The organism is Sphingomonas sp. 8AM (genome assembly GCF_902506455.1).
Classification (GTDB): domain Bacteria; phylum Pseudomonadota; class Alphaproteobacteria; order Sphingomonadales; family Sphingomonadaceae; genus Sphingomonas.
This window is the reverse complement of sequence record NZ_LR733844.1, coordinates 2,059,863-2,084,390: the sequence shown is the minus strand read 5'-3', so window position 1 is coordinate 2,084,390 and position 24,528 is coordinate 2,059,863. Positions and strand designations below refer to the sequence as shown.

Below are 24,528 nucleotides of genomic sequence, written 5' to 3'. Positions count from 1 at the left end.
ACGATGACCAAGACCCCGCCGCCCGAATGGGCTCCGCACGCCGCCGTCTGGATCGGTTACCCGAGCCATCCCGAATTGTGGCAGGACGATCTTGACGAGGCCCGCGCCGAAGTGACCGCGTTTGCGCGCGCGGTGCATGCGGATGGCCGCGGCGAGCAGGTGCTGCTGGTCGCCGCCGACGAGGAAGCCGCCGGCGACGCGCGCGAGCGGGCGCCGTTCGCGGAAGTGGTGATCGAGCCGTTCGGTGACATCTGGCTGCGCGACACCGCGCCGATCCTCGGCGGCGACGGCAAGGCGCGCGACTTCGGTTTCAACGGCTGGGGCGGCAAATACGAGCTTGAGGGCGACGACGACATCGGCACGCGGCTCGGGCGGGCACGCGGGCTGACGGTGCTGCCGTGCGACTGGATCCTCGAAGGTGGCGCCATCGATGGCGACGGCACCGGGCTGGTGGTGACGACCGAGCAATGCCTGCTCAATCCGAACCGCAATCCGCGGCTGGGCAAGACACAGATCGAGCAACGTCTCGCCGACGACCTCGGGCTGACGCGGGTGCTGTGGCTCGGCAACGGCCTGCTCAACGATCACACCGACGGGCATGTCGACAATCTCGCACGGTTCGTGGCGCCGAACCGGCTGGCGCTGCCGCGCGCGGAGGAAAACGATCCGAACTGGCAGGTCTTCCAGGACGCCGCGATCCGCGCGCGCGGGATGGGCGTCGAGGTGGTCGAGGTGCCGTCGCCGGGCCGCGTGCTGCGCGACGAGCAGGTCGTGCCGGCCAGCTACATGAACTTCTACATCGGCAATGTCGCGGTGGTCGTGCCAATCTATGGCAGCGAATATGACGACGCCGGGGTCGACGCGATCCGTGCGCTGTTCCCCGACCGTGAGGTGGTGGGCCTGCGTGCCGACGCGATCCTGACCGGCGGCGGCAGCTTTCACTGCATCAGCCAGCAAATCCCGGCCTAGCCGCGCAAGCGGCGATGCGCGGACAAAGAGCCCGCGCAAGGCCGGGATCGGCCTGCGACGTAAAGACGGCGGCTTCGCCATCGCCCCGGGCTTCATGCGGAAATGCGCGAAACGGCGCGTCATTGCGAGCGCAGCGAAGCAATCCAGGGCGTTCTGGTCCGGCTCTGGATTGCTTTGCTGCGCTCGCAATGACGGCGAACGTAAGCGTCACCGTGGCGAGAAAGCGGGCCGGATCAAGTCAGGGGCACGATCGGGGTATGAGCCGCTCGAACCACCCCGACCGTTCGCCCTGAGACTGTCGAATGGCGTGCGACAAGGCACGTGCTTCGACAAGCTCAGCACGAACGGTGGATGCTACCCCGAACCTACCTCACCGATACATCGCCGCGGCATCGGCCTTGAACGACGCCCCGCTGTCGCTGCGGCTGTAGAACATGTGCCCGCCGGGATAGACGCGCAACTGCACGCGCTCGGCCACCCCGAACGCCGGCATCTGGTCGACGATCAGCCGCGAGGCAAAGAACGGGCATGACAGGTCGTCCCAGCCATGCACGATCATCACCCGCATCTTCGGATCGTTGGCGATCGCCTTGCGCAAGTCGCTGACCGGCGTGTCGGCCGGCTGCCCACGATCCCACGCCGCATTCACCGCATAGGATAAGGCATTGTAGCGCGCGTCGGTCTTCCAGCCGACCTCGCGGGTTACGAAATCGACCATCGCGCTGGTGGTCGGCGCGATCAGCGAGTCGAGGATCGGGTCGTTCGACTCCTGCCGCGGCGACCACGGGAAGGGATCGAAGGCGGTGACGTTCGAATCATAGATGCTGCCGATCGTCGCATCGTTGCGGTGCACTTCACGCAGGAAGGTGCGGCTGTCGACGCGCCCGCCCATCCGCTGCACCAGCGCGGGATCGAGCCCGGTCAGCCGCGTGACGTTGCTGACAACGCGCTGCACCGCTTCCGTATTCGCGCGCCCGAGCAGCAGGTCGCGCGCGAAGTCGCCGCGCGTATAGGCCTCCACCTCGGCCATCGCCGCCGGGGTGAGCTGCCCCTTGCGCTCGAGGTTGGCGGCGGCCATCGACGGCAGGTCGATCATCCACGGCAGCGGCGACAAGGCGGTCGCGCCATCGCCCGAGGCCGGATCGAGATACGGCGAGACCATGATGAGCCCGTTGATCCCGACGCCGATCTGCGACTGCAGCTCATAGGCGATGCGCGGCGCGCGATAGCCGCCATAGCTTTCGCCCATCACGTACTTGGGCGAGCGCAGCCGGCCTTCCTTGACCAGCCAGTCGTACACGACCTTGGACAGATATTTGATGTCGGGGTCGTTGGCGTAGAATGCCTTCTTGGTCGCGTCGGCATCGACCAGGCTGCGGCTGAAGCCGGTGCCGATCGGATCGATGAAGACCAGATCGGTCATGTCGAGCCAGCTGTTGGGATTGTCGCGCGCGATCGGCGCGTCGGACGGGGAGTCGCCCTGCGCGCCGAACTGCACGCGCTTCGGCCCGACCGCGCCCATGTTGAGGTAGACCGACGCCGCGCCCGGCCCCCCGTTGAACGCGAAGGTGACCGGGCGCGCGGCGTCGCCGCCGGGAACGGTATAGGCGGTATAGACCACCTGTCCGATCTCCTTGCCCTTTTCGTCGCGCACCGCGACCGTGCCGACCGTCGCCTTGTAGGTGATCGCGCGACCGCCGATCCGCACGGTCTGCGTGATCGTCTTGTCGGCGGGCAGCGGCGGTTGCTGCTGCTTGTCGTCCTCCTGCTTCTTCTCGACGGTGGTGGTGGTCTTATCGGTCTGCGCCAGCGCGGGCGCCGTGGTGGAAAGTAGCAGAGCGGCGAACGACAACGTGCGAGCGATCATCGGCGAGATAACTTCCGAAAGGAGGCGCACCGGCGGTCCGCCGATGCCTGATCTTGCCATGCTACACCCTCGCAGGGCGTGTGCAATCCGCCGCTTACCCGGATTGCCGTCGGTCAACCCTTTACCGTCGCCGCGGGCGTGATCCGGAGCCCGGCTTCTTCGTCGCGCGCGGGATCGGAAGCGGGATCCCGGATGACGTCCGGAATGACGAGGAAGGGATGATGAGGCCGTTCTAGCGGTCTCGCACCGTGGCGCGATAGGTCATGACTTCATAGGTTGCGCGGCGGCATTCGGCGACGACGCGCTCCTCGGCGAGGCGAAAACGCGCCCCGTCCCAGACGAACTCGCGCCGGACCCCGCAATCGCGCCCCGGCGTCGCGGGCAGCAGCACCGCATAGCGATGTCGCGCCGGATCCCAGGCACCGGGCACCGGCAGATCGGCGGCAGGCTGCGCCTCACCTGCCTCGGGCAGCACATACGGCGCGGCCCCGGTGCCGCGGCACGGCGCGACAATCTCCCGCAGGCTATGCGCCGCATCCAGCCGATAGCCGCGCGCGAACACCGCCGGGCAACCCTTCGCCGGCTTGCCGACCAGCTTATCCAGCTGCTTGCGGGACAGCATGCGCGGCGCGCGCGGGTCGACCGGCGGGACGGTGATCTCTTCCGTCGCGGGTGCTACCTTGTTGTCGTCGGAAAGTGCGGCGAGGGCGGCGGTCAATCCAGCCAGCGAGGTCCGCGCGCGCACCGCCCCGTCCGGCCCGGCCAGCGTCAGCACGCGCCCACGCCGCAGCGCACTGGCGAGCTTGCCGGTGAACGGCAGCGACAGCCCGGCGGCGCCGCCCGGCGCGATCAACTCCGCGACCGTCCGTCCGTCGACCGCCACCGTCATCCGCACTCCCGCCGCGACCGTCGCCGGAATCGCCACGTCGACCGCCGCCACCGCGCCATCGCGACGCAGCACGACCAGCGGATAGGCGTCGACATCGCCGCCTTCGGGCACCTGCGACAAGGCGACGCACCGCTGGCGGTAGTCGCAGAACACCCGCCAGTCGCCCGCGTCGACCGGCGCGATCGCGACCGCGGCCTGCATCGCGAGCAACAGCGCGACGCTCACCCGCGCACCACCTGCGCCTGCCACACCGGCAGATAATCGGGGTTGCCGCGGCATTCGCCCATCGCGCGCTGCCCGGTCAGCCGCAGTTGCGCGCCGTCCCACACGAACGACTGCATCACCCCGCAATCGCCGAGCCCGCGCCCCTTGGCATAGCTGCGCAACACGCCGCCATCCACGTCGCCGTTGATGACGCTGTGCACGGGTGTCCGGGAGTCGGCACCGGTTTCCTCGAACCCGGCCGGAGCGTCGACCTTCGCCGGTGTCGCCTTGCCATCGCGCACGACGAACAAGGCATCGATCTCGTTATAGGCGCCCGCCGAACACGGCAGCAGCACCAGCGTCGCGCCATCCGCAAGGCCATGCGCGCGCGGCTCCGGGCTGCTGAAGGACGGATCGCATTCCGCGGTCCGGCGCATCCCCGCCAACAACGCAGGGGTCAGCGCCGCCGCAGTCCCGCCGAACGCCACCGCGCGCACACGCGGGGCGGGTCGTGCCGCAGCCACCGCCGCCGCCGGCTTGTCACCGTGCGCCACCAGCGCGGTGACCGTGCCAACGCGCCCCTGTTGCGCGTCGATATAGCGCAACGCCGCAGAGGCTCCGGCCGCGGAAATAGTGCCGAGCCGCTTGCCGTGCTTGTCGAGCGCCTCGATCGTCGTGGCATTGGCCAGCGCCCGCGCGATCCGCTCCGCCGAAGCACCGCTCAGCCCGTTGCCGCCGACCGCGAAGGCACGGCTATCGATCCGCAGCGTCGCGGGCGGGTCACCGTCACCCTGTGGCATCGCCAGCGCAACCTCGACCGCGCCGTCCGGCCCCGCGGCACGCGCCACCTGCATCGTCACCGCCGGAAAATCGACATCGGTGCCCAGCGACGCCATCGCGCACCGCGCGACATTGTCGCACGCCACCGTCCAGTCGCGGAACGTCTTCTGCTCGCCGGGCTTCGGCACCGCATGATCGTCGCCGACCGCCGTCGCGGTCGGTTTGGCTGTGGCAACGACGCCTGGAGTCGACGTCGGTGACGGCGGCGCTTCGGCGGGCTGCTGCGAACAGGCGGCCAGCCCCAGCCCCAGCACGGCCACAAACGCCACTCTTTTCATCGCCCTGCCCCCTGTCGCTGGCGCATCATCGCCGCGGCAGGTTAAAGGCGCGCCAACATGAATAGGAGATGGCAGATGCAAGTGGTCGGCGTAATCGGCGCGGGGCAGATGGGCGCGGGGATCGCGCAGGTGTCCGCCGCGGCGGGCTATCGCGTGTTGCTCAGCGACGTGGATGCGGCGCGCGCCGAGGCGGGCAAGGCCGGCATCGCCAGGCGGCTGGCGCGCGCGGTCGACAAGGGCCAGATCGATGCCGATGCGCGCGACGCGACTCTGGCGCGGATCGAGCCGGTCGCCGGCGCCGCCGAGTTCGCGCCGTGCGATCTGGTGATCGAGGCGGCGACCGAGCGCGAGGAGATCAAGCGCCGCATCTTCGCCGATGTCGGTGCGGTGCTCCGCGCCGATGCGGTGCTCGCCTCGAACACCTCGTCGATCCCGATCACGCGGCTGGCGCAGGCCGCGCCCGACCCGGCGCGCTTCATTGGTGTCCACTTCTTCAATCCGGTGCCGGTGATGGGGCTGATCGAGGTGATCCGCGGCCTCGCCACCGCCGATGCGACCGTCACCGCGATCGAGCAATATGCCCAGCGGCTCGGCAAGGCGGTGGTGCGCGCCAACGATGCGCCCGGCTTCATCGTCAACCGCGTGCTGATGCCGATGCTCAACGAGGCGATCTTCGCGCTCGGCGAGGGCGTCGCCACCATCCGCGACATCGATCTCGCCTGCCAGCTCGGGCTCAATCACCCGATGGGGCCGCTGACGCTCGCCGACTTTATCGGGCTCGACACCTGCCTCGACATCATCTGCGTGTTGTTCGAGGGCACCGGCGATCCGAAGTTCCGCCCCGCCCCGTTGCTGGTGAAATATGTCGAGGCCGGCTGGTACGGCAAGAAGAGCGGTCGCGGCTTCTACGACTATTCCGGTGCGGAGCCGGTACCGACGCGCTGACCCAGATTATTTTCCGGTTCCCGCCCGCCCGGCGCGACCTTTGTTGCGCCGGCGGGTTGAGGTGCCTAACGACCGGGGAATGAACGACAACGTGCAGCCGTCCGATCCGCACCAGCACGACGATGTCGACCCCACCGGGCTTGCCGCGGGTCGCCCGGCCGAAGGCACGATGGACGTCGGCGCCAGCGAGCCGCTCGAACGCCCGGGGCTGCATCATTGGCGCGAGAGCACGATCACCGATCCGAACCTTCAGGATCGCGGCGGCGTCTTCTTTGCCGCGATCGAGATGACGCGGATGCCGATGCTGCTCTCCGACCCCAATCAGGACGACAATCCGGTCGTCTTCGCCAACAAGGCGTTCCTCGACCTTACGGGGTATGAGGAAGACGAGGTGCTGGGGCGCAACTGCCGCTTCCTGCAAGGCGCGCAGACCGATCGCCATGCGGTCGAGGAGATGCGCGACGCGGTCCGCACCCGATCGTCGGTCGCGCTGGAGCTGCTCAACTATCGCCGCGACGGGACGCCGTTCTGGAACGCGGTGTTCATCGGCCCGGTCTATGACACGCAGGGCAAGCTGCAATATTTCTTCGCCAGCCAGCTCGACGTCACGCGCCGCCGCAATTCGGAGCAATCCTACCGTCAGGCGCAGAAGATGGAGTCGATCGGCCAGCTCACCGCCGGGCTCGCGCACGACTTCAACAATCTGCTGCAGGTCGTGAACGGCAATCTCGAACTGGTCACCCACACCAGGGACCCCGAGCGGGTGAAGCGCTATGTCGCCGCGGCGCAATCCGCTGCCGAGCGCGGCGCGAAGCTGACGCGGCAATTGCTCGCCTTCGCGCGCAAGACCCGGCTGGAGCCGCGCCCGCTCAACCTCACCCATCTCGTCTCCGAATTCAGCGAGCTGATCGATAGCTCGGTCGGCAAGCAGGTCGACATCCACCTCAGCCTGCGTCGCGGGTTGCAGCATGTCGTGATCGATCCCGACCAGCTCGAGATGGCGCTGCTCAACATCGTCAACAACGCGCGCGACGCGATGCCGAACGGCGGACTGGTGACGATCTCCACCCTGCCCCGCCATCTCAACGGCGATGCTGCCGCGCACGATCTGCCCTCGGGCGATTATGTCGTCGTACAGGTCGAGGACGACGGCGACGGGATGACCCCCGAAGTGCTGGAGCGCGCAACCGAGCCGTTCTTCACCACCAGGAGTACCGGCAAGGGCACCGGGCTGGGGCTGGCGATGGCCAGCGGATTCGTTCGCCAGTCGGGCGGGCGGCTGGAGATCGAAAGCACGCCGGGCAAGGGCACCGTGGTGCGGATGCTGTTCCCGGTCATGCAGCCGGGCCGCCACGCCGACAACGACCAGGCCGAGACCGAAGCCGCCACCAGCGCGCCGCGCGATGGAGCCGAGCATATCCTCGTCGTCGAGGACAATGACGAGGTGCTGGCGATCGCACGCGAGATTCTCGAGAGCGCCGGTTACCGTGTCTCGACCGCGATCAACGCTGAGGCAGGGCTGAAGGTATTCGAGACGGTCCATCCAAAGGATCGCTTCGACCTGCTGTTCACCGATCTGGTGATGCCGGGCGGGATGAACGGGCTGATGCTCGCCGACGCGATCGTCGAGCGCGATGCCGCAGTGTCGGTGCTGATGACCACCGGCTATAACGAGGAACTGGTGGTCGGCGGCCCGCGCGCGCGCGCCACCGACGTGCTGAGCAAGCCCTACCGCCGCTCCGAGCTGCTCGACCGCGTGCGGCACGCGCTCAACCGCGGCGGCGAAGGCGGCAAACGCCGGACGCGTTCCGACTTCGGCGCGGTTCAGGAGTAAGCGTCGCCCGAAGTCGACCGACGCTCCCCTACTTCCGTCATTGCCTCGCCACGTTCGCAATGACGAGGCGGCGTTTCGCGGGCGGCACGGCAAATGCCCGCCCTTCACCCACGATCCGACGCCCCGGACTTGATCCAGGCCCCGCTTCTTCTTACCGGATCGTGGCAGATTAGCGGGGCCCCGGGTCAAGCCCGGGGCGACGAACGGGACGTCAACCCAACCGCGCCAACGCCGCCGCAAACCGCTCCGCATCGGCGCTCTTTTCGGCATGATCGGCGCGCGCCTTCTCGACCGCCTCCGGCTTGGCGCGCTCGACGAAGCTCGCATTGCCCAGCCGCCCGGCCAGCGCATCGCGCTCCTTCTCCGCCGCCGCCAGCGACTTCTGCAATCGCTGCCGCTCGGCATCGAGGTCGATCACGCCGTCCAGCGCCAGCGCGAACGTCTCCGCCCCCCACAGGATCGGCGCACGCGCCCCCTGCGCCTCGCCCGCCGTCAGCGTCACCCGCGCCAGCCGCTCGACATATGGCGCGATCTCCGCCGGGACGCTGCCCGCGCCGGTGTGCAGCGCGATCTTCGCGCCCGGCGGGACGTTGAGTTCGGCCCGCGCGCCGCGCACCGCCTCGACCAGCTCGATCGCGCGCCCGATCTGCGTCGTCGCCGCCGGATCGAGCGCACGCGCATTGGCCATCGGCCAGTGCGCGACGATCAGCTCATGCGCGCGGGGAGCCAGCGCGTGCCACAATTCCTCGGTGATGAACGGCATGAACGGGTGGAGCAGGATCAGGATCTGGTCGAGCACCCAGCCCGCGACCGCCTTCGTCTCGTCGTCGATCGCGCCCCTCTCGACTGCGCTCGAGACAGGCTTGATGAGTTCGAGATACCAGTCGCAGAACCGGCTCCACACGAACTGATAGATCGCATTCGCCGCCGCGTCGAAGCGATAGTCGGCGAGCGCGAGGTCGACCGCCTGCACCGCCGCGACCGTCTCGGCGATGATCCACTTGTTGACCGCCAAAGTCGCGACCGGCGGCTCGATCGTCGTCGATCCGCCGATGCCGTTAGCCTGTGCGAAACGGCTGGCGTTCCACAGCTTGGTCGCGAAGTTGCGATAGCCCTCGACGCGCTTCTCATCCATCTTGATGTCGCGGCCCTGGCTTTCCATCGCCGCCATGAAGAAGCGCAGCGCGTCGGCGCCATAAGCATCGATCAGCCCGAGCGGATCGACGGTATTGCCCTTCGACTTCGACATCTTCGCGCCGTCCGCCGCACGGACGAGGCCGTGCAGGTAGAGTGTCCTGAACGGCACATCGCCCATGAACTCGATGCCCTGCATCATCATCCGCGCGTCCCAGAAGAACAGGATGTCGAAGCCCGAGATCAGCACGTCATTGGGATAGCGGCCGCCGAGCGTCGGGTCGGCGTTCTCGGGCCAGCCCATCGTCGCGAACGGCCACAGCGCGCTGGAGAACCACGTGTCGAGGACGTCCTCGTCCTGCCGCAGCGCGACCCCGTCACCCGCCTGCGCCTGTGCTTCCGCGGCATTCTCCGCAACGAAGATCCGACCATCGTCGGCAAACCACGCCGGTATCCGATGGCCCCACCACAATTGCCGCGAGACACACCACGGCTGGATATTCTCCATCCAGTTGAAGAACGTCTTCTCCCACGTCTTCGGCACGATCCTGATCTTGCCCGATCGCACCGCCTCGATCGCCGGCTTCGCCAGCGTCGCGGCATCGACATACCATTGGTCGGTCAGCCACGGCTCGATCACCACCCCCGAACGGTCGCCATAGGGCGTCTGGATCGTGCGCGCCTCGGCGTCATGTTCGACGCCCTCCTTGTCGACATGCGGGATCAGCACGCCCTTGCCCTTCAATCGCGCGACGACCGCCTTGCGCGCCTCGGCGGTGGTCAGCCCCAGGAACTCGGCCGGGATCAGCCCGTCAGCGGTCTGCACCACGCGCGCCTGCCCATCGAGCATGTTGAGCATGTCGCGCGCCTCGATCCCGGCGCGGCGGCCGACCTCGAAGTCGTTGAAGTCATGCCCCGGCGTGATCTTCACCGCGCCCGAGCCGAGCGCCGGATCGGCGTGTTCGTCGGCGACGATCGGGATCAGCCGCCCGGTGATCGGCAGCCGCACCTGCTGACCGACCAGCGCGCGATAGCGCTCGTCCTCGGGATGCACCGCGATCGCCATATCGGCAAGCATCGTCTCCGGCCGCGTCGTCGCGACGTCGATATGCCCCGATCCGTCCGCGAGCGGATAGCGCAAATGCCAGAAGCTGCCGCGGACCTCGCGCGTCTCGACCTCGAGGTCGCTGATCGCGGTGCCGAGACCCGGGTCCCAATTGACCAGCCGTTTGTCGCGATAGAGCAACCCGCGCGCGTGCAGCTCGACGAACACCTTCAGCACCGCCTTGCTGAAGCCCTCGTCCATCGTGAACCGCTCGTTCGCCCAGTCCATCGAGCAGCCGAGCCGGCGCAGCTGCCGCGTGATCTGCCCGCCGCTTTCCGCCTTCCATTCCCAAACCTTGCCGACAAATTCTTCCCGCAAGAAATCGGTGCGCTTCTGCTGGGTCAGCGCCATCTGCCGCTCGACCACCATCTGCGTCGCGATCCCGGCGTGGTCGGTGCCGACCACCCACAGCGCATCCTTGCCCTTCAGCCGCGCGTGCCGCGTCAGGATGTCCTGCAACGTGTTGTCGAGCGCATGGCCGATGTGCAGCGAACCCGTCACGTTGGGCGGCGGGTTGACGATCGTCCACGGTTCGGCATTCGGCCGGTCGGGGCGGAACAGGCCCTTGTCCTCCCAATGGGCATACCATTTGGATTCGATGGCGGCGGGATCGAAGGTCTTGGGAAGCTCGGTCATGTGCGTGTCTGTAGCCACAGCTTTCCCTGCTGAGAAGCCGCTGGCCAACACTTGCTTAACCCGCGCGCTTTACCAGTCCTTCGGGGCAAGGGCTGGGGAATGATGGGGCGATTTCAGAAAGATCATGATGAAATCCGCGCGGCGATGCAGCGGTTTTCCGCGCTGCTGACGCGCGGTCACGACGCGGTCGCGGCAGAAATGCTGCGCGAGCGCGTGCTCTTCTCGCACCTGCTGCACCGCCACCGCGTCGACGAGGACAACGAGGCCGGGCGGACGCTGCCCGGCGCACCGCTCGCCGCGGCGCTGGCAGCCGACATGCAGGCGCTGCTCGCCGAATATAGCGCGCACGTCCGGACCTGGCCGCCGTCGCGGATTCCCGGCGAATGGGACGATTATACGAAGGCGGTGCTCAAGCTGCAGCAGCGGATGCGGATGCGGCTGGCGTGGGAGGAGCGCGAACTGTTCCCGCGGCTGTCGGCGGCTTAGGGCCGGTCGACATTCCGGTCGTTATGGCGGATCGGCCTGCCTGTCGGCCGCCGCCCCCTTTCGTCGCCCCGGACTTGGATGACGGGAGAAGGCGGGCGCTCGGTTACGTCAATCGATCCTATCGCGCACCCTTCGTCCAGCGATCCATCCAGCCCAGCACCTCGCGATACCATTGCCGCGAATTGGACGGCTTCAGCACCCAATGGTTCTCGTTGGGGAACACCAGCAACCGCGACGGAATGTCGCGCCGTTGCAGCGCGGTGAACGCCGCCAGCCCCTGCGTATAGGGAATGCGGAAGTCCTTCTCGCCTGTAATCACCAGTTGCGGGGTCTTCCACCTGTCGACGTAATTGACCGGGTTCCACTTCTCGAATGCCTGCGGGTCCTGGAAATAGGCCTTCCCGCCGTGCTCCCATTCGTCGAACCACAGCTCTTCGGTCTCGTACGCCATCGCCCGCGCGTCGAAGACGCCGTCATGCTGGACGATGCACTTGAAGCGATCGGGCCAGCGCCCCTCGATCCAGTTCATCATATAGCCGCCATAGCTCGCGCCGAGCGCGCAGGCGTTGTCGCCGTCGAGCCAAGTGAACTTCGTCGTCGCGGCCGCGAGCCCCTTTTGCAGATCCTCCAGCGGCCAGCCGCCCCAATTATTGCGGATCGCGTCGGTGAACGCCTGCCCATACCCCGTCGAGCCGTGGAAATCGACGGCGACCAGCCCATAACCTGCTCCGGCGAACGCCGCGGGGTTCCAGCGGTACGACCAACTGTTGTTGCTTGATCCCTGCGGCCCGCCATGCACCATGAAAGCGACCGGAACCTTGCCCCCTGCGCCGAAAGGACGCACCGCATAGCCCCAGACGGTGTCACCATTCGCGCCCTTGAAGCTGAAACGCTCGACCTCCGGCATGTCGATGTTCGCGAGCTTGGCGGCGTTGACCTGCGTCAGCCGCGATGTGCTAAGCATCGGGCCGACGCGGAAAAAATCGTCCGGCGCGGTCAGGCTGCTCATCGATACCACGACCCCCTGCCGGCCGACCGCCACGCCGGAAACATGCCCGTCGCCGGTCAGCCGGGTGACCTGCCCGTGCACGACATCCACCTGAAAAAGCGGCGTTTCCTGGGTGTCGTCGGCGGTGACATAGAGCGACCGCGAGTCGGGCGCCCATTGCAGCGACCCCGGCGAGCGATCCCAACGCTCGGTCAGCGACACCGTCTGCCCCGAGGCAAGATCGCGCACCATCACCACGAAACGATCCGCCTCATAGCCCGCGCGCCGCATCGCCAGCCACGCCAGCTTGCGCCCGTCCGGTGACACGGTCGGCTGCGTATCGGTGGCCTGATTGGTCGCGGTCAGGTTAGCCGGCGCGGCGCTGGCGTCGGCGGGCACTGAAAAGATGTCGAGATTCGTCGACAGCGGCTCGATCCGTCCCGGCTCGCGCAGCGCGAAATAGACGGTGCGACCGTCCGGGCTCCAGTTCACCTCCTCCGCGCCGCCGAACGGCTTGGACGGCGTATCGCCGAGCAACGCCGGGGCCAGCGCGCGCCCGTTGCCCCGCGCTCCCGCGGCGGTCAGCGGCAGCACGAACAATTGCGAGCGATTGCCGTCCGCCCACGTATCCCAATGCCGCACGAACAACTGGTCGTAGGTACGCCCGCTGCCCGGATTGGCGAGCTTCTTGTCGGTCGCCGGCTCCAGCGACGGCGCGCCGGGGCGACGATCCGCCCAGATCAGCACGCGGTCGCCGGTCGGCGCGACCTTGAAGCCGTTGAACCCACCCTTGAAGTCGGTCAGCCGCCGCGGCGTGCCACCCGTCACCGGCACCGACCAGAGCGCATCGTCGGCGGTGAAATAGACGATGTTGCCGACCAGTTGCGGGTCGTTCTCGTCGAGCTGCGGGTCAGCGGCGAGCTTCACCGGCGGCGCGCCCTTGCGGGTCAGGTCGAGCTTCCAGAGATCGTAACGCCCGCGATCGGCTGCGGTATCCGTCTCGCGTTGCGCCCACACCAGCCAGCGCCCGTCCTTCGACCTCGCCGGCGTGCCGACGCGGCTGAGCGCTGCGACATCATCGATGGTGAGCTGCCGCGCGGCGGCGGGAACGGCGACAGTGGCGGCAAGCGTGAGCAGGGTCGCGGAAGTCAGCATCTTCATAAGCGCGATGATAAAGCAGAAGGTTGCACGCGAGACAATCGCGCCGCGTGCTGCCTGCAAAGATGGCAGCGATCCCCTCCCATAGAGGGCGATGACGTGAGATCGAATATACCATACGGCATTGCGAGCGTAGCGAAGCAATGACGGATCAAGTAGGCGTTATCATGATCTAGCCATCGCCACGCCCGCCTTCGACGACGGAAGCGCAGAAGCGGGATCCCGGATCAAGTCCGGAATGACGAGGAAATTTGTACCTTGGGAACCGGCGATCACCCCTGCTTGGTGATCTTGGCGATCTCGCGCGCCACCATCTGCTCGACGAGATGCGGCAGATTCTGGTCGAGCCAGTCGCTCAGCATCGGGCGCAGCATCTCGCGCACCAGACCTTCCAGCGTCCCGTCGCTCTCGGGCTCGGGCTTCACGATCAGCTTCGACAGTGCGCCCAGCGCACCGCGCGTGGCCTGCACCGTCGCCGCCGAGACGACCGACGGCTCGTCAAGCGTCCGGGTGGGTGCAGCAACCGGCGCAGGTGCGGGTGTCGGCGGGGGTGCGCTCGCCACCGCCGCAGGTTCGGGAGCCGGAGCCGGCGTGACGCTCGGCGCCGGCGCAGAAGCGACCGGCGGCGCCACCCGCTCCTCAAATGCCTCGACGCCCGGCGGCGCGAACGAGGCCGGTGGCGGCGGCACCGGCGTCGGGGCCGGCGGCGTCAGCGGCTCGTTCAGCTCGAGGATCTGGTCGCGGGTCGGCTCATCCTCGTCGCGCGCCGCAGGCATCGGGGCACGCCGCGGCGCGGGCGCCTCGCCCTCCTTGATGACCCGCTTGATCGAGGCGAGAATGTCTTCCATCGACGGCTCGCCGCTCAAATCCCCCATCGGGTCAACCTCACAACGCTGCCCGATCCATTACGGGCGGGGTGTGTCGACACCTGTCGTCAATGCGGGCGTCCTGTCAACATTGCTTTCGAGCAGCGGATCGAGCGGACGCGTGACGGTGGCGGTCTGCGCCGGCGTGTCGGAGGTGCTGCGCGAGACCGGAACCGCGCGTTGCCCGTCATCGAAATCGTTCAGCTTGCCGCGCACCTTGGCGTAATGGATCGTCGGGTCGTACAGCGGTCCGCCGTCCAGCCCCAGATCCTCCGCTTCGGCATGGCCCATTGCCGCCAGCAGCGCGAAACCCGCGACATAGGCGTCGCGCCGCGCCGACACGAGCGTCACCTGGCTGTTGAGCAATTCCTGTTCGGCGTTGAGGATGTCGAGCACGGTACGGGTGCCGACGCTGTTCTCGGCGCGCACGCCCTCAAGGCTCAACTTGTTGGCGTTGACCGCCGCCTCGCTCGACGCGATCACCTCAAGCGACGATCGCCATACCGCATAGGCCGAGCGCGCCGAGGCGATCACCTGCCGCTCCGCCGCCGTCGCCTGCTCGATCGCCTGTCCGCGCAACTCCTGCGCCTGGCGCACCAGCGCGCCGGGACGTCCGCCCTGATAGAGTGGCAAGCTGAGCGTCACCCCAGCACTCGTCGCGTTGCCGGTCTGTACATTGCCCAGCCCGGCGGCGCTGCCCTGCCCCAGCGAGCCGAGGAAGTTGAAGTAATTCTGCCCCAACGTCGCGCTGACCTGCGGCCGACGGTTGGCGCGCGCGACGCGAATATCGTAATCCGCAGCGTCGCGCACGCGCCGGGCGGCGATCAGGTTCGGATTATCCTGCATCGCGATGTCGACCGCGCCATCCGCAGACGGCGGAAAGGCCGGCAGCACGGGTGGCGACTCAAGCACGCCCGGTGGCGATCCGACCAGCCGCACGTAATTCTCACGGCTGGAGATCAAGGTCGCCTGCGCCGATTGCAGCTGCGCGCGTGCGAGACTGAGTCGCGCCTCGGACTGCGCGACGTCGGTGCGCGTCAGGTCGCCCACCTCGAACCGGTCGCGGCTGGCGCGCAGATTGGTGTCCAGCACACGAACGTTCTGCGTGTTGAGCCCGACGATCGCCTCGTCGCGAATGACGTTGTTGTACGCGCTGACCACGTCGGTGAAGGTCGTCGCCTCGGTCCCGCGCAGGTTCGCTTGCCCGGCCTCGACGCGCGTCTCGGCCGCCAGCACGCCGTTGCGCACCCGTCCGCCCTGATACAGCGGCACCGTGACGCCCAATTGCGCGTCCAGCCGGCGTTCCGGCGTGGTGAAGCTGTTGCCCCCTCGGAGGAAATTGTCCGTCAGCCCGGTCTGCGCCGAGGCGCTCGGCCGGCCCTGCGACCGCGCGATCGGTACGTTCTCGTCGTTGGCGCGCTGCGCCGCGCGCTGCGCGTTGAGTGTCGGATTGTCGCGATAGGCGCGCACCAGCGCCTCGCGCAGCGTCTCCGCCGCGGCCGCCGCCGGGATCGCCCCGGCCAGCACCAGCGTGATGGCAACCGATGACAGCAGCGACGGCGAGCGAAGGCGCAAAGGGGTGTTCCTCAGAAGGTGAAGCTGCGCGGACGCGCGAAACCGGGAAGCCGGACCGAATCGATATCTGCGAACGGCGCCAATGCAGTAGCTACACCGCGATGCGTCCCGGCCGCGAGCCGGAACACGCTGCGATCGATGATTCCGCTGACGATCCGCCCGCCGTCGACGACCTGCGACGTCAGCGTCGATGGCAGTTCCTCGATCGCGCCATCGACGATCAGCACGTCATAGGGCGCGCCGGCCGGATGCCCATGCTCCAGCGGCCCCTCGACCAGCGTGACGTTGGGGGTCTGCGCCAGCGCGTCACGCGCATGGGCGGCGAGGTCGGGCAGCGATTCCACCGCCACGACCTCGGCGACCAGCGACGCCAGCACCGCCGCGGTATAGCCTGCCGCCGCGCCGATCAGCAGCACGCGGTCGCTCGGCTGCAACCGCGCCTGCACCAGAAGCCTGGCGGTGGCGAGCGGCGTGTTGAGCGCGCGGCCCTGCCCCAGATCGACCGCGCGATCGACATAGGCGAGCGCGGCAGCGTGCGCGGGCACGAAGCGTTCGCGGGGCACCTGTGCCATTGCCGCGACGATGCGCGGATCGTTGACCTGCGTGGTGCGCAACTGGCTGGCGACCATCGCCTGGCGCATCGCGGTGAAATCGTCATTCCGGAGAGCGGGGGCGGAGAGGGTCATGAGCCGTCCTGTGGCATAGCTGTTTTATCGATGCAACACACGTTGCGCCAACGGGCTTGTATCGCGCGCGGAACACACATTGCAATCGGCGGCTTGACATCATGCCGCCCTGCCCGCATCTGCGCGCCCTCACCGGCCTCGAGGCGCGATGGCGGAGTGGTGACGCAGAGGACTGCAAATCCTTGCACCCGGGTTCGATTCCCGGTCGCGCCTCCAGCGGCCCGCGTCAACCGGGCCGCCCCACCGGAACGATGTAGCGCTGCCCCGTCGCAGTAACGCCGGCCTCCACCGTCAGCCCATAGGTCTCGCCGACCAGCGCGGCGGTCAGCACGTCCTCCGCCGCTCCCGCCGCGACCACCCGCCCGTCGCGCAACAGCACGACATCGTCGGCCAGCCGCGCCGCCAGATTGAGGTCGTGCACCACCAGCACCACCCCGCTGCCGCCCCGCGCCACCGCGCGCAGCTGCGCGCCGACCTCCAGCTGATGCGCGGGGTCGAGGCTGGCGAGCGGCTCATCGGCGAGCAGCCATTCGGGTTGCCCGGCCAGCACCCGCGCCAGCAACGCGCGTGCGCGCTCGCCGCCCGACAGATGCTCGACCCCGCGCCGCGCGAACCCGGTCATGCCGGTCGCCGCCAGCGCGGCCTCGACCGCGGCGCGGTCCGCTGCCGTCTCGCCCCAGCGTCCGCGCCACGGCAGCCGCCCCAGCCCCACCAGTGTTGCGACGTCGATGTTCCAGTGCACGTCGGCCGCCTGCGGCAGGAAGCCGATCCGCCGCGCGCGCGCCTGCGCCGACAAGGCGCGCACGTCGACCGAGTCCAGCGACGCCCGCCCGGCCACCGGCGCGTGCAGCCCGGCGAGACACGCCAGCAGGCTGCTCTTCCCCGCACCGTTCGGGCCGAGCAGCGCGGTGACGCGCCCGCCCGCAAACGCCGCGTCGACCGAATGAAGGACCGTCTTCCCGCCCAGCGCCAGCGAGACGCCCTCGGCCGCCAGCACGCTCATGCCAGCCGCCTCCGCATCGAAATCAACAGGTAAAGAAAGAACGGCCCCCCGAGCATCGACATCGCGATCCCGAGTCGCAGTTCGCTGACCGTCGGCGCCAGCCGCACGAGGCTGTCGGCGACCGTCAGCAGCAACGCCCCGCCCAACGCCGCGGGCAACAGCGTCGCCGACGGCCGGTGGCCGGCGAACGGCCGGACGAGGTGCGGCACGATCAGCCCGACGAACCCGATCACCCCCGCCGCGGCCACCGAGGCACCGACCGTCAGCGCGACCCCGACGGTCACCGCCAGCTGCAACCGTCGCGGATCGACGCCCATCGAGCGCGCCGCCTGCTCGCCGAGCGTCAGCGCATCCAGCGAGCGCGCGGTCCGCGCCAGCACCATCATCCCCAGCACGATCAGCGGCACCGACACCGCCACCTCGTTCCAGCTCCGGTCGGTCAGCGCGCCCATCAGCCATGTCATGATCTCCGACGCTGCGAACGGCGTCGGCGCGAGGCTGAGCGCCAGCGCGGTCAGCGAGCCGGTGATGCTGGTCAGGATCATCCCGGCGAGCGTGAAGAGGATCAGGCTGCCCGAGCGCCCGGCAATCAGCGCCAGCGCCGCCATCGTCGCGGCCGCGCCGGCCAGCGCGAAACCGGGCAGCAGCCACGTCTGCGCCGCATACCCGAAATACAGCGAGCACACCGCGCCAAACGCCGCCCCCGATGACACGCCGAACAGCCCCGGATCGGCGAGCGGGTTGCGCAAATAGCCCTGCATCGCGGCCCCGGACATGCCAAGCGCCGCGCCCACCGCAAGCGCAAGGATCGTCCGCGGCAGCCGCAACTCGACGATGATGATCGAACGCGGGTCGGCGGCGGTCCAGGCGTCTAGCGGCACCCACACCTTGCCCGCCGCCACCGACAGCATGGCGGCGAGCAGCACGCCCGCTGCCAGCAGCATCGTCGCGCGCGGCATCATGCCGCGACCTGCGCGCGCACGGCGCGCAGCCGCGCCATCGCATCGACGATTGTCGGCCCGCCGCAATTCATCAGCCGTCCCGCGAACGGGGCGATCGTCACCCGCGTCCCGAGCCGCCGCAACGCGCGGTGCCGCTCCATCCGCTCTGCCGCCCCTTGCGCGGCGGCAACCGACAGCACGACGCGGGGCGGATCGGCGAGCAGGTATTCCAGCGGCAGGACGTCCCACCGCTTCAGCCCATAGCCGGCGCTGGCGTTTCGGAAGCCGGCGCGGCGCAGCATCTCGTCGGGCAGCGTCCCCGCGCCCGGGACGAGGCCGCCCGGCCCGAAGATCAGCGCGGACAGCGGCGGCACCGTTGCCGCTTGCGCCGCAGCGGTGATCCGCCTTGCGAGCGCCGCACCGCGTGCGGGATGCCCGACGGCCGCGGCCAGGTCGCGCACCTGCTGCGCGCTCTCCGCGATCGACGCGGGCAAGTCGAATTGCTGCAACCGGATGTGCATCCGCGTCAGCGCCGCGACGGTCGCCGGCGCGACATGCCCGCTCGCCACCACCAGATCCGGGCGCAGCGCCACCACCTCCTCGGCAGTGCCCGAGGTCGCCGGGAAGCGCCGCGCCCAGGCCAGCGGAACCGAGGTGGCGCGCGGATCGTGCGAATAATGGCTGACCGCGGCGATCTGCGCCGGGTCCGCGACCGTCATCAGGATCGCGTCGAGGCAGGGGTTGATCGACACCACGCGCGGTTCGCGCGCGGGCGCGGCCCCGATCAGCACCGGCATGGCCAGCGCGATCGCTGCCCCGCGCGCGATGCGGGAATAAATGTCGCTCACTCCATTGTCCTCACGCCGACCCGACCTGTTCGTCGTCGCGCGGGAAAGTTCCCGATCGCCCGGCACACCCCGTCCGCGCGAAGGACAACCGCGATCCGGCAGGTTTCCTGGCTCCCGGGTCGTCACCATCGCCCGGCCTTCCCGGATCGCGAACGGTCCAGTGGCACGCAGGGGGCGAGCGGCTCGCCGGTCACAGTTGCGGGGGCAGCTCCGGATCGTTGCCTACCGGATTCCCTTTCCTGATCGCCTGAGCGGCCTAGCCGTCCGACAGGGCGCGGGCAAGCGTCGCCAGCAGCGGCACGTCGACCGGCGGCATCGGCAACCGCGCGAGCGCTGCCGGCCGCTCCCAGCACAGCGCCTCCGCCGCCAGCGCCCGTGGCGTTCCGTGCCAGGCGGTGCAGCGATAGAGCAGCATCGTCACCGGCATGTCGGTGGCAAACCCCAGCGGATCGAGCGCGTCGGCAGCGACATGAATCGCGAGTTCCTCATCCAGTTCGCGGACCAGCGCGGCGGCGGGATGTTCGCCGGGCTCGACCTTGCCGCCGGGAAACTCCCACAGCCCGCCATGGCGTCGGTCGCGCGGTCGCTGCTGCATCAGGCAGCGCCCCTCCCGGTCGATCAAGGCCGCGGCGACCACCAGCATCGGATTTCGATCCTTCCTTAACCCCTCTTGGCTATCCTGCGGACCATGCCACGTCCAGCCGCCTCTCGTCCGCTCGCTGTTCTGCTTCGTGCGATCGCCGGGCAGACGCGCGGCGCGACCGCGGTCGAATATGGGCTGATCGTCGCCCTGATCGCGCTCAGCGCCGTCGGCGGGATGTCAGCGATCGGGCATCCGGTCTCCGACATCTTCGCCTCGATCAATACTTCGCTGACAGCGGTGCGCTAACCTCGACCGCAGGGGGCGACGTCGCTCCGTCCTTGCAGGTTGATCGCGCAACCCCGCCCTCGCCACCTTTGCTTCCGTGTGCGTGGACGCGGGAGCAAGGCACCCGGCGCCAGCATCGCGGCCGGCAACCGCGCCGAAAACGCGTGGTGCAGCTTTGCCCCAAGTTACTGAACAAAAACATATGTTCTCACTTAAGCGTTTATCAACCCTGCCCTCCTAGAACCGCCCTTGATGGACCTGAACGGGACGTCGGCGGGTACAGAAATTTAGCTTGTTACTGGAGATCGACATGCAGAAGATTCGCACGTTCCTGAAGAACAGCAAGGGCGCGACCGCGATCGAATACGGCCTGATCGCCGCTCTGATCGCGGTTGCCGCGATCGCCGCGATCCGTGGCATCGGCACGCAGCTGAACACCACCTTCACCAACGTCCAGACGAAGATGGCCAACTAATCTTCGCTGCTGACGGATGGAAGACGGGCGGCGGGACGATGGTCCCGCCGCCCGTTGCTTTGTCGCACCCAGACCGCCGGCTAGCCGACCCGGCCCATCTTCAGGAACTTCCCGCGCCGATCCTGCCGCAGCGCGTCGGGGGTCAGTGGCGCGAGATCGCGCAGCATCCGCTCGATGCAATCGCCCAGCGCACGGATTGCGCCGTCGCGGTCGCGGTGCGCGCCGCCCAGCGGCTCGGGCACGATCGCGTCGATCACGCCCAGCGCCTTCAGGTCCTGCGCGGTCACCTTCATCGCCTCGGCCGCATCGGGCGCCTTGTCGCCGGTCCGCCACAGGATCGAGGCGCAGCCCTCGGGGGAGATCACCGAATAGACCGCATGTTCGAACATCAGCACGCGATTGCCGCTCGCCAGCGCGATCGCACCGCCCGAGCCGCCCTCGCCGACCACTGCCGCCACCATCGGCACGCCGAGCGCGAGGCACGCTTCGGTCGAACGCGCGATGGCCTCCGCCTGCCCGCGTTCCTCGGCCTGGATGCCCGGAAACGCGCCGGACGTATCGACCAGCGTCACCACCGGCAGCCCGAAACGATCCGCCAGCTCCAGCAACCGGATCGCCTTGCGATAGCCCTCCGGCTTGCCCATCCCGAAATTGTGGCGCAGCCGGCTGGCGGTATCGTCGCCCTTTTCGTGGCCCAGCACCATCACACGCTGCCCGCGGAACGTGGCGAAGCCGCCGAGGATCGCCTGATCGTCGCCGAACGCGCGGTCACCGGCCAGCGGCACGAACTCGTCGAACAACCCGGCGACATAATGCTTGAAGTGCGGCCGCTCGGGATGACGCGCGACCTGCGTCTTCTGCCATGGCGACAGCTTGCCGAACGTGTCCTTCAGCAGCTTGTCCGACTTCGCCTGCAGCTTGGCGATCTCGGCGGAAATGTCGACGGTGCCCTCGGCGCCGGTCTCGCGCAGTTCGTCGATGCGCGCCTGCAGCTCGGCAATGGGCTTCTCGAAGTCGAGGAAAATTCGCATCGGGCGCAGCTAGGCGCGCTTTCGCAACGCGTCAACGAGCGGGTGACGCTCGTTGACCAGCTCGACCAGCCGGCTGCTGTCGACATGCGTGTAGATTTCGGTGGTCGCGATATCGGCATGGCCCAGCATCGTCTGCAGCGCGCGCAGGTCCGCGCCGCCTTCCAGCAGGTGCGTCGCGAAGGCGTGACGCAGGACGTGCGGGCTGATCCGCTCCGGCGCGATCCCCGCCTCGGCGGCGAGCGCGCGCACGAGCTGGAACAGCCGCACGCGTGAGATATGCGTCGCGCCCGACGGAAACAGGAACGGGCGATCGGTGGCGACATGCGCGCGCCACGCCGCCACCGCCGCGCGCGCGCGGTCCGAGATCGGCACCAGCCGCTCGCGCCCGCCCTTGCCCTTCAGGATCAGGAACGGCCGGTCGGGATGGATCGCGCCGCGCGGCAGCGAGACCAGTTCGGTCGCGCGCAGCCCCGATCCGTACAGCAACTCGAAGAGCGCCGAGAGCCGCAGGTCGGTCGGGATCACCGGATCGCGCGCCAGCCGCGCGTCGATCGCCGCGAACAGCCGGTCGACATCGCCGTGATCCAGCGTCCGCGGCAGCCGGCGCTGCGTTCCCGGTCGCGGCAAGGCCGGTGAGGGATCGTCGGCGCGGTCGCCCTCGTCGATCAGGAACCCGAAAAAGCGCCGCAGCGCCGCCGCCTTGCGCGCTACCGTCGCCTTCGACAGCGCCGTCCAGCCATCCGCCAGCCGCTCCAGCGCCGCGCCGTCGGCCACCGCCAGCCCGCCGTCGAGCGCGGCCGACGCCAGCATCAGGTCGCGACGGTAGGCGGCCAGCGTGTTCTGCGCCGCCCCGGCCTGCGCGGCCATCATTTCCAGGAAGCGGTCGATCGCAGCGGCGTCGCTCACAGCCGCGCGATCGCCTCCGCCGCGATCATCCGCGCCTCGCCGTGCAGCCCGACCGCGCGCAACGCCCGGACGATATGGAACAGCGCCGCCGGCGGCACATGCGCCCAGCCATCGGCCTGCATCCCGACCGCCGCCAGCAGCAGCACCGTGCCCGCCTGTCCCTCGCCCGCCGCACGCTCCAGCGCGCTGGTCCAAACGTTGCGCCGGGCGATCGGTACCGCCAGTTTCTCGGCGAGATCGTCGACCGCCGCCGCGGGCAGCCGCCCCAGCCCGGCCATGCCGGCGAAGAACAATTGCCGCTTTCGCTCGGCCAGCCCGCCCTGCGGCGCGTAATCGGTGATCGTCGATGCGGACAGTTGCGTGATCGCGTCCGGATCGGCGAGCAGCAGCATCGCCCAGCCATCGCTGCCCACCGGCACCGCGCCCTGCCAGCGCTGCGCGGTGCGATCCAGCCCCGCCGACAGCATGGATGCGATCAGCCGATCGGCCTGCGCCTCGTTGGCCCTTGCCGGCAGCCGCGCCGCGGCGCGTGCGGTCAGCACCAGCCGGGCATAGCGGGTCGCGGGCGTCTCCGCCGCTTCCCACAGTTTGACCATCGCGGCGATCCGCGTCGCGCGGTCATTGCCGACGTAAGCGTCGCGCAACGTCGCGGCCGTATTCGACAAAGCCGCGGGCGCGTCATTGCCCTCGGCGACCGCGGCATAGAGGTCGACCATTGCCGCGCTCGACAACACGCCCAGCGCTGCGGCACGATCCGCCACGGCGGCGCGGTCGGTGAGCGGGACGGCGGGTGCCAGCGCCTGCCAGCCGCGCACCTGCGGACCGGCCGTGGCGTAAAGCTCATCGGGCACCGCGACCCCGGTCGCGGTCGCCAGCCCGAACCGCCATGCGGTCAGCTGCACCACCGGCGCCCATTCGATCGTCACCGCCTGCCGGCTGTTGAGCCCCGCGCCCATCACCTTCTGGGCCAGCGCCAGATCGATCCCGCTCGCCACGCGACGGCGGCGGATGTCGGCAATCAGCGGTTGCGTCCGCCCTGCCCCGGTCAGCCCGGCGCAGATCGCGCGCGCCACGATCCATGCCCGCTCGCTGTCCCCCGCGGTCGCCGCCAGCGGGCACAGCCCGGCCGGGTCGCCGGTCGCGAGCGCGGCCTGCATCCATACCTCGCGCAGCTTCGGCGTCACGCGGTCGCTGTCGACCGCCTGCGCCACGGCCCGCGCCGACACCGATTCGCCCATCCGCAGCAACAACCACGCCCGTTCGGCGGCAAAATCGGCACCATTGACGTGCGCCGGCGTGTCGATCTGCGCCACCAGCAGTCGCCGCAGGCCGATCGACAGCCACCGCGACGGCAAGGGGGCCGACAGATAGCGCATCAGCCGCTCGACATAGCGCCCGTCGGCGCTCCCGAACGCCTCGCCCACAAACCCCTGATCCGCCCCGACCGCCGCCAGCGAGCGCCGCGCGAACGACGGCAGCACGTAGCGCGGCGTCGCCACCGGCGTCGGGCTGGCGGTCGGTGACGGGAACGGCAGTGATGTAAGCGGCGGCAACGGCCCGGCAGGGGTCGTCGCCTGCACGCGCGGCGCAGTCGCAGGCGCGGTCGCCGCCGGGCCCGGCGGTGCAGCCGGCGCCTGCGCCGGGGCCGCATCGCCGAAGCCGGGCGGCAACAGCGATTCGGGGCGGTCCTGCGCGATCGCCGCCGCCGCGAGGCCGAGCGCCGCGACGCCGGCCAGCGCGGCGCGTTTAGCCGGCGAGATTGCCAAGCTCGACCGCCTTCTCGACACGCGTGACCGGCTGCTCGGTCGCGCGGCCCGCAAAGAAGAACAATGCGCCCACCACGATCACCAGCAGCACGACGACGGAGACAATCAACCGGGTCATGTAATTCCCAACCTGCACACGCGACCTGTCACTTGCGCCCCGGCGGGCTGCGTGCCTGCTGTTGCCGGGGACGGAACGCGCTGTATAGCCGCAGGGACGATGTTGCAAAGCC

General features: G+C 69.1%; 22 protein-coding genes, 1 tRNA gene and 1 riboswitch. Of the genes, 7 read left to right on the top strand and 16 right to left on the bottom strand.

Annotated elements, in window-relative coordinates; all coding sequences use genetic code 11:
* Positions 1–3 precede the first annotated feature (3 nt).
* Positions 4–969: an agmatine deiminase family protein gene (locus BACI71_RS09760; protein WP_159758152.1), complete on the top strand. Its 966-nt coding sequence runs from the start codon at positions 4–6 to the stop codon at positions 967–969.
* A gap of 370 nt (positions 970–1,339) precedes the next feature.
* Here the strand turns inward: BACI71_RS09760 and BACI71_RS09755 are convergent, their stop codons facing one another.
* From BACI71_RS09755 to BACI71_RS09745, 3 genes are all read right to left on the bottom strand, one after another.
* A complete protein-coding gene (locus BACI71_RS09755; protein ID WP_159758150.1) occupies positions 1,340–2,836 on the bottom strand; it encodes a S10 family peptidase in 1,497 nt (498 codons plus the stop codon).
* A 232-nt stretch (positions 2,837–3,068) separates the two neighbouring features.
* Positions 3,069–3,950, bottom strand: coding sequence for a DUF1176 domain-containing protein (locus BACI71_RS09750; protein WP_159758148.1), 882 nt, complete (start codon positions 3,948–3,950; stop codon positions 3,069–3,071).
* Positions 3,947–5,047 carry a DUF1176 domain-containing protein gene (locus BACI71_RS09745; protein WP_159758146.1) on the bottom strand — a complete coding sequence of 367 codons (1,101 nt, stop codon included), beginning with the start codon at positions 5,045–5,047 and terminating at the stop codon, positions 3,947–3,949. The genes BACI71_RS09750 and BACI71_RS09745 overlap by 4 nt, the downstream gene beginning before the upstream one ends.
* Before the next feature lie 75 nt (positions 5,048–5,122).
* On the opposite strand from BACI71_RS09745, the gene BACI71_RS09740 reads away from it, so the two are divergent.
* Together BACI71_RS09740 and BACI71_RS09735 are read left to right on the top strand one after the other, a co-directional pair.
* On the top strand, positions 5,123–5,992 hold the full coding sequence (locus BACI71_RS09740; protein WP_159758144.1) for a 3-hydroxybutyryl-CoA dehydrogenase: 870 nt from the start codon (positions 5,123–5,125) through the stop codon (positions 5,990–5,992).
* Between the two features lie 79 nt (positions 5,993–6,071).
* Positions 6,072–7,826: a histidine kinase famiy protein gene (locus BACI71_RS09735; RefSeq protein ID WP_201297344.1), complete on the top strand. Its 1,755-nt coding sequence runs from the start codon at positions 6,072–6,074 to the stop codon at positions 7,824–7,826.
* Positions 7,827–8,037: 211 nt separating this feature from the next.
* On the opposite strand, the gene BACI71_RS09730 is transcribed toward BACI71_RS09735, so the two are convergent.
* Positions 8,038–10,701, bottom strand: coding sequence for a valine--tRNA ligase (locus BACI71_RS09730; RefSeq protein ID WP_159758142.1), 2,664 nt, complete (start codon positions 10,699–10,701; stop codon positions 8,038–8,040).
* A 144-nt stretch (positions 10,702–10,845) separates the two neighbouring features.
* Here BACI71_RS09730 and BACI71_RS09725 point away from each other — a divergent pair, with 144 nt between their 5' ends.
* The gene (locus tag BACI71_RS09725; RefSeq protein ID WP_159758140.1) at positions 10,846–11,187 is read left to right on the top strand and encodes a hypothetical protein; all 342 of its coding nucleotides are present in this window, start codon (positions 10,846–10,848) and stop codon (positions 11,185–11,187) included.
* A 118-nt stretch (positions 11,188–11,305) separates the two neighbouring features.
* Here the strand turns inward: BACI71_RS09725 and BACI71_RS09720 are convergent, their stop codons facing one another.
* From BACI71_RS09720 to BACI71_RS09705, 4 genes are all read right to left on the bottom strand, one after another.
* Positions 11,306–13,336, bottom strand: coding sequence for a S9 family peptidase (locus BACI71_RS09720; RefSeq protein ID WP_159758138.1), 2,031 nt, complete (start codon positions 13,334–13,336; stop codon positions 11,306–11,308).
* A 269-nt stretch (positions 13,337–13,605) separates the two neighbouring features.
* Positions 13,606–14,208: a DUF2497 domain-containing protein gene (locus BACI71_RS09715; RefSeq protein WP_236552929.1), complete on the bottom strand. Its 603-nt coding sequence runs from the start codon at positions 14,206–14,208 to the stop codon at positions 13,606–13,608.
* Between the two features lie 30 nt (positions 14,209–14,238).
* A complete protein-coding gene (locus tag BACI71_RS09710) occupies positions 14,239–15,774 on the bottom strand; it encodes a TolC family outer membrane protein (protein WP_159758134.1) in 1,536 nt (511 codons plus the stop codon).
* 11 nt (positions 15,775–15,785) lie between these two features.
* Positions 15,786–16,460 carry a protein-L-isoaspartate O-methyltransferase family protein gene (locus tag BACI71_RS09705; RefSeq protein ID WP_159758132.1) on the bottom strand — a complete coding sequence of 225 codons (675 nt, stop codon included), beginning with the start codon at positions 16,458–16,460 and terminating at the stop codon, positions 15,786–15,788.
* Positions 16,461–16,602: 142 nt separating this feature from the next.
* Between BACI71_RS09705 and BACI71_RS09700 the strand changes: the two genes are divergently transcribed.
* Positions 16,603–16,676: transfer RNA gene (locus BACI71_RS09700), tRNA-Cys, on the top strand.
* Between the two features lie 10 nt (positions 16,677–16,686).
* Here BACI71_RS09700 and BACI71_RS09695 read toward each other — a convergent pair.
* From BACI71_RS09695 to BACI71_RS09680, 4 genes are all read right to left on the bottom strand, one after another.
* Positions 16,687–17,463: an ABC transporter ATP-binding protein gene (locus BACI71_RS09695; RefSeq protein WP_159758130.1), complete on the bottom strand. Its 777-nt coding sequence runs from the start codon at positions 17,461–17,463 to the stop codon at positions 16,687–16,689.
* A complete protein-coding gene (locus BACI71_RS09690; RefSeq protein ID WP_159758128.1) occupies positions 17,460–18,425 on the bottom strand; it encodes a FecCD family ABC transporter permease in 966 nt (321 codons plus the stop codon). The genes BACI71_RS09695 and BACI71_RS09690 overlap by 4 nt, the downstream gene beginning before the upstream one ends.
* Positions 18,422–19,252: an ABC transporter substrate-binding protein gene (locus tag BACI71_RS09685; RefSeq protein WP_236552928.1), complete on the bottom strand. Its 831-nt coding sequence runs from the start codon at positions 19,250–19,252 to the stop codon at positions 18,422–18,424. The genes BACI71_RS09690 and BACI71_RS09685 overlap by 4 nt, the downstream gene beginning before the upstream one ends.
* 80 nt (positions 19,253–19,332) lie before the next feature.
* A riboswitch (cobalamin riboswitch) is annotated at positions 19,333–19,516 on the bottom strand.
* A complete protein-coding gene (locus BACI71_RS09680) occupies positions 19,509–19,895 on the bottom strand; it encodes a (deoxy)nucleoside triphosphate pyrophosphohydrolase (protein ID WP_159758126.1) in 387 nt (128 codons plus the stop codon). It overlaps the preceding riboswitch by 8 nt.
* Positions 19,896–19,940: 45 nt before the next feature.
* Between BACI71_RS09680 and BACI71_RS09675 the strand changes: the two genes are divergently transcribed.
* Both BACI71_RS09675 and BACI71_RS09670 read left to right on the top strand, forming a co-directional pair.
* Positions 19,941–20,141 carry a Flp family type IVb pilin gene (locus tag BACI71_RS09675; RefSeq protein ID WP_159758123.1) on the top strand — a complete coding sequence of 67 codons (201 nt, stop codon included), beginning with the start codon at positions 19,941–19,943 and terminating at the stop codon, positions 20,139–20,141.
* Between the two features lie 289 nt (positions 20,142–20,430).
* On the top strand, positions 20,431–20,595 hold the full coding sequence (locus tag BACI71_RS09670; RefSeq protein ID WP_159758121.1) for a Flp family type IVb pilin: 165 nt from the start codon (positions 20,431–20,433) through the stop codon (positions 20,593–20,595).
* Between the two features lie 80 nt (positions 20,596–20,675).
* Here the strand turns inward: BACI71_RS09670 and BACI71_RS09665 are convergent, their stop codons facing one another.
* The 4 genes from BACI71_RS09665 to BACI71_RS09650 are packed head-to-tail and all read right to left on the bottom strand — an operon-like array spanning position 20,676 to position 24,416.
* On the bottom strand, positions 20,676–21,626 hold the full coding sequence (locus BACI71_RS09665; protein WP_159758119.1) for an acetyl-CoA carboxylase carboxyltransferase subunit alpha: 951 nt from the start codon (positions 21,624–21,626) through the stop codon (positions 20,676–20,678).
* 9 nt (positions 21,627–21,635) lie between these two features.
* Complete coding sequence (locus BACI71_RS09660; protein WP_159758117.1) at positions 21,636–22,532, bottom strand: tyrosine-type recombinase/integrase; 897 nt, start codon at positions 22,530–22,532, stop codon at positions 21,636–21,638.
* Positions 22,529–24,298 (bottom strand): hypothetical protein, encoded by a 1,770-nt coding sequence (locus BACI71_RS09655; protein WP_159758115.1) that lies wholly within the window; start codon positions 24,296–24,298, stop codon positions 22,529–22,531. The genes BACI71_RS09660 and BACI71_RS09655 overlap by 4 nt, the downstream gene beginning before the upstream one ends.
* Positions 24,279–24,416 carry a hypothetical protein gene (locus BACI71_RS09650; RefSeq protein WP_184033684.1) on the bottom strand — a complete coding sequence of 46 codons (138 nt, stop codon included), beginning with the start codon at positions 24,414–24,416 and terminating at the stop codon, positions 24,279–24,281. The genes BACI71_RS09655 and BACI71_RS09650 overlap by 20 nt, the downstream gene beginning before the upstream one ends.
* Between the last annotated feature and the right edge of the window lie 112 nt (positions 24,417–24,528).